Source organism: Pseudomonas sp. M1 (assembly GCF_022760135.1).
GTDB lineage: Bacteria > Pseudomonadota > Gammaproteobacteria > Pseudomonadales > Pseudomonadaceae > Pseudomonas > Pseudomonas citronellolis.
In genome coordinates, this window is sequence record NZ_CP094343.1 from 5,015,513 (window position 1) to 5,029,894 (window position 14,382).

The following is a 14,382-nucleotide window of genomic DNA, read 5'->3' on the forward strand; positions in this document are numbered from 1 at the left end:
GTTCAGTGCTTGTGCCGGGCCAGCGGGGTGACCTTGGCCTCCCCCGCCCCGCCCGGCGCCTTGCGCAGGCGCTCGCCGCTGCCCGCGTCGAACAGCAGTACCCGCGCCGGGTCCAGGCGCAGTTGCAGGGTCGAGCCCAGGGCCGGCGCGGCGTCCGGGGCCAGGCGGCAGCAGACCTTGGCGCCGTTGAGGGTGACGAAGGCCAGGGTGTCCGGGCCGGTAGGCTCCAGCACTTCGACCTCGGCGCGCACGTCCACCAGGCCGTTGCCGTTCTCGGCCACGCCGATCTGTTCCGGACGCACGCCGAGGATCAGCTCGCGGCCTTCGGCCACTTCGGCGTCCAGCTCCAGCGGCAGCTCGCAGCGGTCCTGGCCGCTGTCCAGCAGGCCGACCAGGCGGCTGCCCTGGCGCTGCACGCGCAGCGGGATGAAGTTCATCGGCGGCGAGCCAATGAAGCTGGCGACGAACAGGTTGGCCGGGTCGTTGTAGATCTGCTGCGGGGTGCCGAACTGCTGGACGATGCCGTCCTTCATCACCGCCACCTTGTCGCCGAGGGTCATGGCCTCGATCTGGTCGTGGGTGACGTAGACCGTGGTGGTCTTCAGGCGCTGGTGCATCAGCTTGATCTCGGTGCGCATCTCCACCCGCAGCTTGGCGTCGAGGTTCGACAGCGGCTCGTCGAACAGGTAGATCTTCGGCCGCCGCGCCAGCGCCCGGCCCATGGCCACGCGCTGCTGCTGGCCGCCGGAGAGCTGCGAGGGCTTGCGCTGCAGCAGGTGCTCGATCTGCAGCAGCTTGGCCACCCGCGCCACCTCTTCGTCGATGGCCGCCTGGGGCAGCTTGCGGATCTTCAGGCCGAAGGCGATGTTCTCGCGCACCGTCATGGTCGGGTACAGCGCGTAGGACTGGAACACCATGGCGATGTCGCGGTCCTTCGGGCTCATGCCGCTGATGTCGCGGCCATCCACCAGGATGGCGCCGCCGCTGATGTCCTCCAGGCCGGCGATGCAGTTCATCAGCGTGGACTTGCCGCAGCCGGAGGGGCCGACCAGGATCAGGAACTCGCCGGACTCGATCGCCAGGTCGATGGACTTCAGGGTGTCCGCCAGGCCGCTGCCGTAGGACTTGTGCAGGTTGCGCAGTTCGAGTGTTGCCATGTCCGATTACCCCTTGACCGCGCCGGCGGTCAGGCCGCGCACGAAATACTTTCCAGCCAGTACGTAGACGATCAGCGTCGGCAGCGCGGCGATCATCGCCGCGGCCATGTCGACGTTGTATTCCTTGACCCCGGTGCTGATGTTCACCAGGTTGTTCAGCGCCACCGTGATCGGCTGGGCGTCGCCGCTGGCGAACACCACGCCGAAGAGGAAGTCGTTCCAGATCTGGGTGAACTGCCAGATCAGGCAGACCATGACGATGGGCGTGGACATCGGCAGGAGGATGCGCGTGAAGATGGTGAAGAAGCCGGCGCCGTCGAGCCGCGCGGCCTTCACCAGGGCATCCGGGATGGCCACGAAGTAGTTGCGGAAGAACAGCGTGGTGAAGGCCAGGCCGTAGATGCAGTGGACCATCACCAGGCCCGTGGTGGTGTTGGCCAGGCCCAGCTTGCCGAGGGTGAAGGACATCGGCAGGAGGATCACCTGGAACGGCAGGAAGCAGCCGAACAGCAGCGCGCCGAAGAACAGCTGCGAGCCGCGGAAGCGCCACATGGACAGCACGTAGCCGTTCAGCGCGCCGATGAAGGTGGAGATGAGCACGCCGGGGACGGTGATCTTCACCGAGTTCCAGAAGAAGTCGCCCACCGCGCCCCAGGCCTTCGCCCAGCCGATCAGGGTGAACACTTCCGGCAGCGCCAGCAGGTTGCTGTTGCGGATGTCCTCGGGGCTCTTGAAGCTGGTCAGCAGCATCACCAGCAGCGGGATCAGGTACAGCGCCACGGCGCCCCAGAGGGTGGCGTGGACCGCCAGGCGGCCGAGGCTGGGCTTGAAGGTCGCGTCACGCATGGCGCTTGCCTCGCAGTTCGGAATACAGGTAGGGCACGACTATGGCCAGCACCGCGCCGAGCATCAGCATCGCGCTCGCCGCGCCCAGGCCCATCTGGCCGCGGGTGAAGGTGTGGGCGTACATGAACATCGCCGGCAGGTCGGAGGAGTAGCCGGGGCCGCCGGCGGTCATGGCGGCGACCAGGTCGAAGCTCTTGATGGCGATGTGCGCGAGGATCATCAGCGCGCTGAAGAACACCGGGCGCAGGCTCGGCAGGACGATGCGCAGGTAGATGGTCGGCAGGCTCGCGCCGTCCACCTGGGCGGCGCGCACGATGGCCGGATCGACGCCGCGCAGGCCGGCGAGGAACAGCGCCATGACGAAGCCCGAGGCCTGCCACACGGCGGCGATCACCAGGCAGTAGACGACGCGCTGCGGGTCCACCAGCCAGTCGAAGCGAAAGCCCGTCCAGCCCCAGTCGCGCAGCAGCTTGTCCAGGCCCAGGCCGGGGTTGAGCAGCCACTTCCAGGCGGTGCCGGTGACGATCATCGACAGCGCCATGGGGTACAGGTAGACGGTGCGGATGAAGCCCTCGCGGCGGATGCGCTGGTCCAGCAGCACGGCGAGCAGCACCCCGAGCAGCAGGCAGATGGCGATGAACAGGCCGCCGAACAGCAGCAGGTTGCGGCTGGCCACCCACCAGCGGTCGTTGTCCCACAGGCGCAGGTACTGGCCGAGCCCGGCCCAGCTGTAGCTGGGCATGAAGCGCGAATTGGTGAAGGACAGCAGCAGCGTCCAGCCGATGTAGCCGTACACGCAGACCAGCACCACGAGCATGCTCGGGGCCAGCACCAGTTTCGGCAGCCAGAGCTGCAGGCCGTCGAGCAGCGAGGCGCGCGGGGCCGCCGCGGGGGTGAAGGTGGGGTTTTCTGTCGCCATGGGTCTTCCCGGGTGCGAGTGAAGCCGTCCGGGCCATGGCGATGGCCCGGAGTGGGTCGGCTAGGAGTGGGGCGGCGCCTGGCGGAAGGCGCCGCGCGGCTTACTGCGCCGCCGCCTCGATGGCCGCGTAGAGCTGCTGGGCAGCCTTCTGCGGGTCCGCGGCGGGGTCGTTGAAGAAGTTGGTCACCACGTCGAAGATGGCGCCCTGCACGTAGCTGGAGGCGGCCATGCTGTGGGCCATGCTCGGCACCAGGGTGCCGGCCGCGGAGGCCGCCTTGAAGTCCTTCATCGACTGCTGGGCGCAGGCGTCGAAGGGCGCCATGTCGGCGTCCAGGCGCACTGGGATGGAGCCCTTGGCCAGGTTGAAGTCCTTCTGGAACGCCGGGTCGAGCACCGCGCGGGCCAGGTCTTCCTGGGCCTTGCGGTTCTCGGCGTTGCTCAACTTGAACATCACCAGGGAGTCGATGTTGTAGTCGAAGTCCTTCTGCGTGCCGGGGAACGGCAGGCACTGGTAGTCCTTGCCGGCGACCTTGTTGGCGGCGGTGAACTCGCTCTTGGCCCAGTCGCCCATGATCTGCATGCCGGCCTTGCCGTTGATGACCATGCTGGTGGCGACGTTCCACTCGCGCCCGGCGGCGTCGGCGTCGATGTAGCCGCGCAGTTTCTTCAGCGCGCTGAACACCTCGACCATCTGCGGCCCGGTGAGGGTGGCCTTGTCCTGCTCGACGAAGGCCTTGCGGTAGCCGTCCGGGCCCATCTTGCTGAGCACCAGGTTCTCGAACAGGGTGCCGTCCTGCCAGGGCTGGCTGCCATGGGCCAGGGCCACGAAGCCGGCGGCCTTGAGCTTGTCGGCGGCGGCGAAGAACTCGTCGAGGGTGGTCGGCGGCGTGGCGCCGGCCTTCTTGAAGACCTCGGGGTTGATGTACAGCCAGTTCACCCGGTGCACGTTGACCGGCACGGCGACGTAGTCGCCCTGGTACTTCATGACCTGCGCCACCTGCGGCGGCAGCAGTTGGTCCCACTTGCCCTCGGCGGCGACCTGGTTGAGGTCGGCGAGCAGGCCGAGCTGGCCCCACTCCTGGATGTCCGGCCCCTTGATCTGCGCGGCGGCCGGCGGGTTGCCGGACACGGCGCGGGTCTTCAGCACGGTCATGGCGGCCTCGCCACCGCCGCCGGCGACGGCGAAGTCCTTCCAGGTGTGGCCCTTGGCCTGGACGAGTTTCTTCAGGGTTTCGGCGGCGCGCGCTTCGCCGGGGGAAGTCCACCAGTGCAGGACTTCGACTTCGCCGGCATGGGCCGGGGTGGCGAGATAGAGCGAGGACAGACAGACAGCGGCGGAAAGGCGGCGGAGCGCATTCATGGGGAAGGACCTGTTCTTGTTATTCGGGGCAAGTCTGCGCTTGCGGTAGTCCGAGTCTATCCAAGGCATTTCCTGCTCCGGGTAACGAAGGGATGGAGGATTGTCACGGGGTGGTGACATTTGGGGGTTGGTTGGGTTGGGGTTGAAGAGCCAAGAGCCCCTCTCCCTAACCCTCTCCCTGAAGGGAGAGGGGACTGGTTCTGAGTGGCTGTATGTCCTGAGTCATCCTGATAGTCGAATGTTGCCGGCGAGCGCCATCGCCTCGCTTCACTCCGAGCTGCCCCCTCTCCCGTCAAGGAGAGGGGCTGGTCCTGAGGGGCTATATGTTCGGCGTCATCCTGATAGCAAGGTGTTGCCGGCTAACTCCATGATTGCAGCCCGCGCCGAACGGCCCCCTCTCCCTTCAGGGAGAGGGATGGGGAGAGGGTTGCGGACTCGAATCGAGCGCCAAGCGTATCGCCTCCAGCACCGAATCCATCCTCAACAACACGTCATGGTTCCAGAACCGTAGCACCTGGAAACCTCGGGCGCTTAGCCAGGCATCTCGCTCCAGATCGGAAGCAGAGCCCAGGTGCTGGCCGCCGTCCAGTTCGATCACCAGCATTCTTTCCAGGCAGATGAAGTCGACAATGTAGTGGCCTACCACTTTCTGGCGCTTGAACTTCAAATCCATGAAGCGGTGGCCGCGGAGTTGTTGCCAGAGGGCCCGCTCAGCGTCGGTCTGGTCCTTGCGGAGTTGGCGGGAGAAGTCTCGGTATGACGGCATCCTTGATCTCCTTTTTTGTGAGATCAGGGAAGTTACTCGGCCTTGGTTGAAGAGCCCCTCTCCCCAACCCTCTCCCTGAAGGGAGAGGGGGCTGTCCTCTGCAAGGCGCAATCATGGAGCACGCCGGAACCTTCTGAGCTGAGGAAAGGAAGCGTCTTTACTCGACCACCAACCTGGGCAACCGCAACGTCACCCGCAGCCCCCCTTCCCGCCTGTTCTGCAAACTCACCTCCCCGCCATGGGTATGCGCGATATTCCTGGCGATCCCCAACCCCAACCCATAGCCCTGCCCCCGCTGCGACAGGCGCACCCGCGGTTCGAACACCTGCTCCAGGCGCTGTTCCGGCACCCCGGGCCCCTCGTCGTCGACGTGCACGACCAGCGCTTCCAGGCCGTCCTCGACCTGTACCTGCGCGCGTTCGCCGTACTTCAGGGCGTTGTCCAGCAGGTTGCCGATGCAGCGGCGCAGGGCCAGGGGCTTGCCGGGATAGGGTTCGCCCGCCTCCCCCAGCAGCTTCACGCGGCCGTCGGCCAGGTAGGGGCCGGCTACGTGCTGCAGCAGCTGGTTGACGTCCACCGGCTCGATGTTCTCGTGGATGTCGGTGTCCTTCACGCATTGCAGGGCGCCCTTGACCAGCAGTTCCAGCTCGTCGAGGTCCTGGTTGAGCTTGTCGCGCTGCGGCTCGTCGTCGAGCAGTTCGACGCGCAGGCGCAGGCGGGTGATGGGCGTACGCAGATCGTGGGAGATGGCGCTGAACAGCTGGCCGCGCTCGCTGAGGTAGCGGTCGATGCTCTCGCGCATGGTGTTGAAGGCGCGGCTGACTTCCACCAGCTCGCGGGCGCCGCGCTCTTCCAGCGGCGCCGCCGGGCTGCCCAGGGCGACTTCGCGGGCGGCGCGGGCCAGGCGTTTCAAGGGGCGGCTCTGCTGGTGCACCAGCAGGCCGGCGAAGAGCAGCAGCAACAGGCTGGTCAGGCCGATGGAGAGCAGTTGCTGCGGCTGCAGCGCCTCCGGCTCCAGGCTGACGTAGGGAGCCGGCATCAGGCTGGCGATGTAGAGCCATTCGTTCTCGCCGATGCGGATCTGCGTCACCAGCACCGGCGGGTTCACCGGCTCCAGGGTCAGCGCGTAGTGGGCCCAGGAGCGCGGCAGTTCCTCCAGCTTCAGCTGGCTGTTGAACAGGCGCAGGTCGTCCGGGGCGACGAACTCCACTTCCAGCTCCACGTCCTTGCCCAGCTTCTGCTGCAGCACGTCGCGGACGATGTCCAGCACCGCCTGCTTGTTCGGCGTGTCCGGCAGGCTCTGCATCTGCAGCGGGCGCTCGTTGAGCGAGACGAAGAAGCGCGTGCCGCCCATGCTGCGCAGCTGGTCCAGCACCAGCGGGCGGTAGCCGATGGGCAGCGAGCGGAAGTAGCTGACGCTGGCGGCCATGGAATAGGCCAGGCTGCGCGAGCTGGTGAGCAGGCCCTCGCGCTGGCTGGAGCGCAGGTGCGAGAGCCAGAACAGGCTGGACAGGCCCTGGGCGACGAGGATCGCCAGCAGCGTCAGCAGCAGCATGCGCCCCAGCAGCGAGCGCGGGACCAGCGGCCAGCGCCGCCGCTCGCCCATCACAGCCCCAGGTGCGGGCGGACCTGCGCCGCCAGCAGGTAGCCGCTGCCGCGCACGGTCTGGATCAGCCGCGGCGCCTTGCCGGTGTCGCGCAGGCGCTGGCGCAGGCGGCTGACCGCCATGTCGACGATGCGCTCCAGCGGCATCACCTCGCGGCCGCGGGTGGCGTTGGCGATGGTGTCGCGGTCGAGGATCTGCTGCGGGTGGTCGAGGAACAGCTTGAGCAGGGCGAAGTCGGCGCCGCTGAGGAAGAACTCCTCGCCGTCCTCGTGGAACAGCCGGTGGCTGACCGTGTCCAGGCGCCAGTCGTCGAAGGCCAGCACCTCGCCGCCGCGCACCTGGGTGAACTGCGCGCGGCGCAGCAGGGCCTTGATCCGCGCCAGCAGCTCGCGCGGGCTGAAGGGCTTGCCCAGGTAGTCGTCGGCACCCAGCTCCAGGCCGATCACCCGGTCGGTTTCGTCGGAACTGGCGGTGAGCATGATCACCGGCATGCAGGCCAGGCGCTGGTGCGAGCGGATCCAGCGGCACAGGCTGAAGCCGTCCTCGTCGGGCAGCATCACGTCGAGGATGGCCAGGGCGGCCTCATCTGCCAGCAAGGCCTGGCGGAAGGCCGCGCCGTCGGCGGCGCTGCGCACCTGGAAGCCGGCGCGGCTCAGGTAGGTTTCCAGCAGCTCGCGGATTTCCTGGTCGTCATCCACCAGCAGGATGGATTTGGCGGGTGCGTTCACGGGGCATCCCTTGTTGTTGTTCCAGTGGTTGCCGTTCTGGTTCAGGCTTTTGCCTGCAGCGCCTGCTCCAGGGCCACGCCGGCGCCGAACAGGCCCGGATGGCTGGCGGTCATCACCCATACCGGCACCTGGCTCAGGTAGGGGCCGCTGGTCTTGCCGCGGGTGCAGAAGGCCTCGGCGAAACCGCTGCGCTGGAAGCGTTCGAGGAAGCGCGGGACTATGCCGCCGGTGATGTACACGCCGCCCAGGGCGCCGACCGTCATCACCGCGTTGCCGGCGACCCGCGCCAGCCACACGAAGAAGTGCTCCAGCACCGCGTCGCAGTAGGCGTCGCCGGCCAGGGCGCGTTCGCCGATCTGCGCCGCGGAGAGCGCCAGCGGCTCGATGCCGTCGACCTTGCAGCTGGCCTGGTAGATGTTCTCCAGGCCGCTGCCGGAGAGCGCGCGCTCGGCCGAGACGTGGCCGTACTTCTCGCGCAGCTGCTGCCAGATGGCGAAGTCGCGCTCGCCGGTCACCGGCAGGTCGACGTGGCCGCCCTCGCAGGGCAGCACGTCCCAGCCGCCGCCGGGCAGCGGCACCAGGCTGCCGACGCCCAGGCCGGTGCCGGGGCCGATGATCAGCTTGGCGCGGCCCGGCAGGGCCTGGCCGTCGCGCACCTGCACCAGGTCCTCGCCGCCCAGGCGCGAGGCGGCCCAGGCCATGGTGCTGAAGTCGTTGACCAGCAGCAGGTGGTTCAGGCCCAGCTCGGCGCGGAAGGCCTCGCGCCTGATGACCCAGTGGTTGTTGGTGAAGCGGAAGTCCGCCTCGCCCACGGGACCTGCGCAGGCCAGGCAGACGCTGTGGATGGCGCCGAGCGGCTGGCCGACGCGCTGCAGGTACTCCAGCACGGCGTCTTCCGGGCGCGGGTAGTCGGCGCAGGCCAGCACCTCGATGGCCTCCAGGCGCTGCTCGCGCCAGAGGGCGAAGCGGGCGTTGGTCCCGCCGATATCGCCGACCAGCGCGATGCCGGTCGGTGCTTGGGATTTGTTGTTGGAATTCATCGCAAGCTCGGGCAACTGAAAGGTTTGAGCGGGTTCCGGGAGGCGAATGCTCCGCCAAGCATAGCCCCTACCGCAAGCTGTCCAGCTCGGCGGTGAAGGCGCAGGCGCCCTGCTCCGCGGAGCTGAACGACTGGCGCATGAAGGCGAACAGCTCGCGGCCCATGCCGCTGCCGTCGTCCTCGGGCAGCGGCGCCAGCGGGCGGGCCTGCCATTCGGCAGCATCGACCAGCACGCGCAGCTCGCCGGTGGTGCCGTCGACGCGCACCACATCGCCATCGCGCAGGCGCGCCAGCGGGCCGCCGGCGCTGGCTTCCGGGGATACGTGGATCGCCGCCGGCACCTTGCCGGAGGCGCCGGACATGCGCCCGTCGGTGACCAGCGCCACCTTGAAGCCGCGGTCCTGCAGCACGCCGAGGAAGGGCGTGAGCTTGTGCAGTTCGGGCATGCCGTTGAAGCGCGGGCCCTGGAAGCGCACCACGGCGACCAGGTCGCGCTCCAGCTCGCCGGCCTTGAAGGCCGCGGCCAGGCTGGCCTGGTCGTGGAAGATGCGCACCGGCGCCTCGACCACCTGGTGTTCGGCGGCCACGGCGGAAACCTTCATCACGCCGCGGCCGAGGTTGCCTTCCATCAGGCGCAGGCCGCCCTCGGCGGAGAACGGGCGCGACAGCGGGCGCAGGATGTCCTCGTCCAGGCTGTCGGCCGGGCCTTCGCGCCAGACCAGCTTGCCACCGTCGAGGAAAGGCTCCTGCAGGTAGCGGCGCAGGCCCTTGCCGACCACGGTCTGCACGTCTTCGTGGAGCAGCCCGCCGTCGAGCAACTGGCGGATCAGGAAGGACATGCCGCCGGCGGCCTGGAAGTGGTTGATGTCGGCCTGGCCGTTGGGATAGATGCGCGCCAGCAGCGGCACTATCTCGGAGAGTTCGGCCATGTCCTGCCAGCTCAGCTGGATGCCGGCGGCTTGGGCGATGGCCAGCAGGTGCAGGGTGTGGTTGGTGGAGCCGCCGGTGGCCAGCAGGGCCACCACCGAATTGACGATGGCGCGCTCGTCGATGACCTCGGCCATGGGCACGTACTGGCCGTTTTCCGGGGTCAGGCGGCTGGCCTGGCGCGCGGCCTCGCGGGTCAGCTCGTCGCGCAGCGGGGTGTTCGGGTTGACGAAGGAGGCGCCCGGCAGGTGCAGGCCCATCACTTCCACCAGCAGTTGGTTGGTGTTGGCGGTGCCATAGAAGGTGCAGGTGCCCGGCGCGTGGTAGGAGGCCATCTCCGAGGCCAGCAACTGCTCGCGGCTGGCCTTGCCCTCGGCGTAGAGCTGGCGCACCGCGGCCTTCTCCTTGTTGGAAATGCCGGTGGGCATGGGCCCGGCGGGGACGAACACCACCGGCAGGTGGCCGAAGCGCAGCGCGCCGATCAGCAGGCCGGGGACGATCTTGTCGCACACGCCCAGGCACAGCGCGGCGTCGAACATGTTGTGGGACAGCGCGATGGCGGTGCCCATGGCGATCACGTCGCGGCTGGCCAGGGACAGCTCCATGCCCGGCTCGCCCTGGGTCACGCCGTCGCACATGGCCGGCACGCCGCCGGCGAACTGGCCCACCGAGCCGATCTCGCGCAGGGCGTCCTTGATCAGCGCCGGGAAGCGCTCCAGCGGCTGGTGCGCCGAGAGCATATCGTTATAGGCAGAGACGATGCCGACGTTGGCCTGGTTCATCAGGCGCAGCGCCTGCTTGTCGTGCTCGCCGCAGGCGGCCACGCCGTGGGCCAGGTTGCCGCAGGGCAGCGTGCCGCGGTGCGGGCCCTTGGTGGCGGCGGCCTTGACCATGGCGAGGTAGCGCTGGCGGGTGGCGGCGCTGCGTTCCTGGATGCGACGGGTGACTTCGAGCACGCGCGGGTGCATGGCAGCATTCTCCTGCAGACTAACGATTGTTGTTTTTACAACATAATCATCGATTAAAGGATATTTACTTTTGTTTGACGAAAAAATTTAATGGTTTTTACCACAAAAACACAAAAGAGACGACCTCCATGACCATTCGCCTGGCGATCAACGGGTTCGGCCGCATCGGCCGCAACGCCCTCCGCGCCCTTTATACTGCCGACTACCGCCAACAGCTCGAAGTGGTGGCCATCAACGACCTCGGCGACGCCGCCATCAACGCCCACCTGCTGCAGTACGACAGCGTCCACGGGCGCTTCCCCGGGCAGGTCGAGCACGACGACGACAGCCTGACGGTGAACGGCGACCGCATCGCCGTCACCGCCCTGCGCGACCCGGCGCAGTTGCCCTGGAAAGGTTTGGACGTCGATATCGTCCTGGAGTGCAGCGGACATTTCACCCTGCGCGACAAGGCCGCCGCGCACCTGGCCGCCGGCGCGCGCAAGGTGATCGTCTCGGCGCCGGGGGCCGGCGTCGACGCCACCATCGTCCATGGCGTCAACCACGAGCTGCTGCGCGCCTCGCACCAGATCATCTCCAATGCCTCCTGCACCACCAACTGCCTGGCCCCGGTGGCCCAGGTGCTGCACCGCGAGCTGGGCATCGAACAGGGCCTGATGACCACCATACACGCCTACACCAACGACCAGAGCCTGTCCGACGTGTACCACGGCGACCTCTACCGCGCGCGCTCGGCCACCCAGTCGATGATCCCCACGCGCACCGGCGCCGCCGAGGCGGTGGGCCTGGTGCTGCCGGAGCTGGCCGGCAAGCTCACCGGCCTTGCGGTGCGGGTGCCGGTGATCAACGTCTCGCTGGTGGACCTGACCGTGCAGGTCGGCCGCGACACCACGGTCGAGGAGGTCAACCAGTTGTTCAGGATAGCCAGCCAGGGCTCGCCCATCCTCGGCTACAACAGCCAGCCGCTGGTCTCGGTGGACTTCAACCACGACCCGCGCTCGGCCATCTTCGACGCCAACCACACCAAGGTCAGCGGCCGGCTGCTGAAGGTCATGGCCTGGTACGACAACGAATGGGGCTTCTCCAACCGCATGCTGGACAACGCCCTGGCGCTGTGGCGGGCGCCGGCCTGAGGCGCGGCGGTGAACGCGGTTATCCGCCGTTGGCCCGGAACACCGTTGCGTCGGCCAACGACGGGGCCCCTGTAGGAGCGGGCCCTGCCCGCGATTCGCGCGCAGGGCGCGCTCCTACAAATGGGTCCGGAGGTGGGCATGACGTAGGAGCAACTGTCTTGCCGGCTACACCGCGAGGCTCTTCGTAGGAGCGGATCTTATCCGCGAACCGCGCCGATATGCCCGGCTATCGCGGACAAGGTCCGCTCCTACGCCCGAGCATCCCCGTAGGGCAGATAACCGCTGGCCTAGCGGTATTTGCGCCGCCCCTGCGCCTGCAGCACCAGCAGGCGCATGTCGGCTTCGGCCAGCACCGCCAGGCGTTCGGGCTTGTCGAGTTTCTTCCAGGCCTTGACCTCGGCGCGGCTGCGGCCGCAGCCGCGGCAGATGCCGTCGTCGAATTCGCAGACCTTGATGCAGGGATCTTTCACGGGGCCTCCCGATGGGTCGCGCACACCTCCACCATGGGGATATGCCGGGCCTACTTGAAGGCACAGGCGACGAAAGGTCCAACGCAGAAAAGACATCGCCCCGATTGGCCGGGCCAATCGGGGCGATATCGTGGTTCGGCACGCCGGCTCAGAGCAGGGTGAACTGGCTTTCCTTCACGTCGTCCGAGTCCAGGCCGATCATCACCTTGAACTCGCCCGGTTCCGAGGCGTAGCGCAGGTTGCTGTCGTAGAAGCGCAGGTCTTCCTCGCGGATCGGGAATTCCACCACCTTCGACTCGCCCGGCTGCAGCATGACCTTGCGGAAGCCCTTGAGCTCTTTCACCGGGCGGCTGATGGAAGCCACCTCGTCGCGCAGGTACAGCTGCACCACGGTCTCGCCGGCGCGCTTGCCGGTGTTCTTCACCGTCACCCGCGCCTTGAGGGTGTCGCCCTTGTGCATCCGCGGGCTGGACAGCTGCACGTCGGAAACGCTGAAGCGGGTGTAGCTCAGGCCGTAGCCGAAGGGGTACAGCGGGCCGTTCTGCGAGTCGAAGTAGCGCGAGGTGTACTTGTTCGGGTGCTCGTGGTCGAACGGGCGGCCGGTGTTGAGGTGGTTGTAGTAGATCGGGATCTGCCCCACCGAGCGCGGGAAGGTCATCGGCAGCTTGCCCGAGGGGTTGTAGTCGCCGAACAGCACGTCGGCGATGGCATTGCCGCCCTCGGTGCCGCTGAACCAGGTCTCCAGCACCGCGTTGGCGTTCGCGGTTTCCCAGCGCAGGTCCAGCGGGCGGCCGTTCATCAGCACCAGCACCAGCGGCTTGCCGGTGGCCTTCAGCGCCTTGAGCAGGTCGTACTGGCTCTGGGCGATGTGCAGGTTGGTCTTGCTCGACGCCTCGTGGGCCATGCCCTGGGCCTCGCCGATCGCCGCCACGATGACGTCGGCCTGCCTGGCCTTGGCCACCGCCTCGTCGATCATTGCCTGCGGGCTGCGCGGGTCGATCTTCACGTCCTCGTTGTATTCGTTGAGGTACTTGATGATCTCTTCGTCGTTGGTGACGTTGGCGCCCTTGGCATACAGCAGTGCAGCCTTGCCGCGGGTGGCATGGCCCATGCCTTCGAGCAGCGTCACCGCCTGGAAAGCCTTGCCGGCGGCGGACCAGCTGCCCATGACGTCGCGCTTGCTGTCGGCCAGCGGGCCGACCAGGGCGATGGTGCCGCCGCGCTTGAGCGGCAGCACGTCGCCTTCGTTCTTCAGCAGCACCATCCCGCGGCGCGCCACGTCGCGGGCCTCGGCGCGGTGCAGGCGGCTCTCGGCGTCGGTGTCGAGCGGGTCGGCGCCCTGCAGATAGCGGTACGGGTCCTTGAACAGGCCCATGTCCCACTTGGCCGCCAGCACGTCGCGGCAGGCGCGGTCGATGTCGGCCTGGCTGATGGCGCCGGCCTTGAGCAGCTCCGGCAGTTCCTTGCCGTAGAGGTCGTCGTTCATGTTCATCTCGACGCCCGCGGTCATCGCCAGGCGCGCGGCCTCGCGCGGTTCGCCGGCGACGCCGTGCTTGATCAGCTCCATGACCGCGCCGTGGTCGCTGAGCAGCACGCCCTTGTAGCCCCATTGCTTGCGCAGCACGTCCTGCAGCAGCCACTTGTTGGCGGTGGCCGGCACGCCGTTGACGCTGTTCAGCGAGACCATCACCGCGCCGGCGCCGGCGTCGATGGCCGCGCGGTACGGCGGCAGGTAGTCCTGGAACATGCGCGGCAGGCTCATGTCCACGGTGTTGTAGTCGCGCCCGCCCTCGCCGGCGCCGTACAGGGCGAAGTGCTTGACCCCGGCCATGATGGTGCCCGGCTGGTCCAGGCCCTTGCCCTGGTAGGCCTTGACCACGGTTTCGGCGATGCGGCTGACCAGGTAGGTGTCCTCGCCGAAGCCCTCGGACACGCGCCCCCAGCGCGGGTCGCGGGCGATGTCGACGGTGGGCGAGTAGGTCAGGTTGAGGCCGTCGGCGCTGGCCTCCAGGGCGGCGATGCGCGCGCTGGTGGCGACCGCGTCCATGTCCCAGCTGGCGGCCAGGCCCAGGCCGATGGGGAACACGGTGCGATGGCCATGGACCACGTCGTAGGCGAAGAACAGCGGGATCTTCAGGCGGCTGTGCATGGCCGCGTCCTGCAGGTCGCGGATGCCCGGGCGGACCACGGTGTTGAAGATGGCGCCGGTGGTGCCGGCCTTGATCTCTTCCAGCAACACCGGCTTGGGATGGTCGGGGCCGACGCTGACCAGGCGCAGCTGGCCGATCTTCTCGTCCTGCGTCATCTGCTGCATCAGCTGGCTGATGAAGGCGTCCTTGGACTGCCCCGGCAGCGGAACCGCCGGCCCCTCGGCAGCGAGCAGGGAGACGCTGTTCAACCCCAGCAGGAGGCCGAGGCAGAGGTGTGTTCTCTTCATTATGTATGCGCACTCAGTGGCCCGCG

At 67.9% G+C, this 14,382-nt stretch carries 12 protein-coding genes; 1 reads left to right on the forward strand and 11 read right to left on the reverse strand.

Annotated elements, in window-relative coordinates; translation table 11 throughout:
- Positions 1-2: 2 nt before the first annotated feature.
- The 9 genes from PM1_RS22000 to edd form a co-directional block, all read right to left on the reverse strand.
- Positions 3-1,157 (reverse strand): ABC transporter ATP-binding protein, encoded by a 1,155-nt coding sequence (locus PM1_RS22000; RefSeq protein WP_009620925.1) that lies wholly within the window; start codon positions 1,155-1,157, stop codon positions 3-5.
- 6 nt (positions 1,158-1,163) lie between these two features.
- Positions 1,164-2,003, reverse strand: coding sequence for a carbohydrate ABC transporter permease (locus tag PM1_RS22005; RefSeq protein WP_009620924.1), 840 nt, complete (start codon positions 2,001-2,003; stop codon positions 1,164-1,166).
- Entirely contained in the window at positions 1,996-2,922 is a 927-nt protein-coding gene (locus PM1_RS22010) for a carbohydrate ABC transporter permease (protein ID WP_009620923.1), read from the reverse strand. The genes PM1_RS22005 and PM1_RS22010 overlap by 8 nt, the downstream gene beginning before the upstream one ends.
- A 100-nt stretch (positions 2,923-3,022) precedes the next feature.
- Entirely contained in the window at positions 3,023-4,282 is a 1,260-nt protein-coding gene (locus PM1_RS22015; protein ID WP_024128253.1) for an ABC transporter substrate-binding protein, read from the reverse strand.
- 403 nt (positions 4,283-4,685) lie between these two features.
- On the reverse strand, positions 4,686-5,048 hold the full coding sequence (locus PM1_RS22020) for an endonuclease domain-containing protein (protein WP_009620921.1): 363 nt from the start codon (positions 5,046-5,048) through the stop codon (positions 4,686-4,688).
- Between the two features lie 157 nt (positions 5,049-5,205).
- Positions 5,206-6,654 (reverse strand): ATP-binding protein, encoded by a 1,449-nt coding sequence (locus PM1_RS22025; RefSeq protein ID WP_009620920.1) that lies wholly within the window; start codon positions 6,652-6,654, stop codon positions 5,206-5,208.
- Positions 6,654-7,382, reverse strand: coding sequence for a response regulator (locus PM1_RS22030; RefSeq protein WP_009620918.1), 729 nt, complete (start codon positions 7,380-7,382; stop codon positions 6,654-6,656). Before PM1_RS22030 ends, PM1_RS22025 begins: the two co-directional genes overlap by 1 nt.
- 41 nt (positions 7,383-7,423) lie before the next feature.
- Positions 7,424-8,422 (reverse strand): glucokinase, encoded by a 999-nt coding sequence (locus tag PM1_RS22035; RefSeq protein WP_009620916.1) that lies wholly within the window; start codon positions 8,420-8,422, stop codon positions 7,424-7,426.
- Between the two features lie 67 nt (positions 8,423-8,489).
- Positions 8,490-10,316, reverse strand: coding sequence for a phosphogluconate dehydratase (edd, locus tag PM1_RS22040; protein WP_009620914.1), 1,827 nt, complete (start codon positions 10,314-10,316; stop codon positions 8,490-8,492).
- A gap of 128 nt (positions 10,317-10,444) precedes the next feature.
- Between edd and gap the strand changes: the two genes are divergently transcribed.
- Positions 10,445-11,449: a type I glyceraldehyde-3-phosphate dehydrogenase gene (gene gap / locus PM1_RS22045; protein WP_009620912.1), complete on the forward strand. Its 1,005-nt coding sequence runs from the start codon at positions 10,445-10,447 to the stop codon at positions 11,447-11,449.
- A 287-nt stretch (positions 11,450-11,736) separates the two neighbouring features.
- Here gap and PM1_RS22050 read toward each other — a convergent pair whose 3' ends face one another.
- Together PM1_RS22050 and bglX are read right to left on the reverse strand one after the other, a co-directional pair.
- Entirely contained in the window at positions 11,737-11,919 is a 183-nt protein-coding gene (locus PM1_RS22050; RefSeq protein ID WP_009620910.1) for a DUF1289 domain-containing protein, read from the reverse strand.
- A 148-nt stretch (positions 11,920-12,067) separates the two neighbouring features.
- Positions 12,068-14,356: a beta-glucosidase BglX gene (gene bglX / locus PM1_RS22055; RefSeq protein WP_024128251.1), complete on the reverse strand. Its 2,289-nt coding sequence runs from the start codon at positions 14,354-14,356 to the stop codon at positions 12,068-12,070.
- Positions 14,357-14,382: the final 26 nt, after the last annotated feature.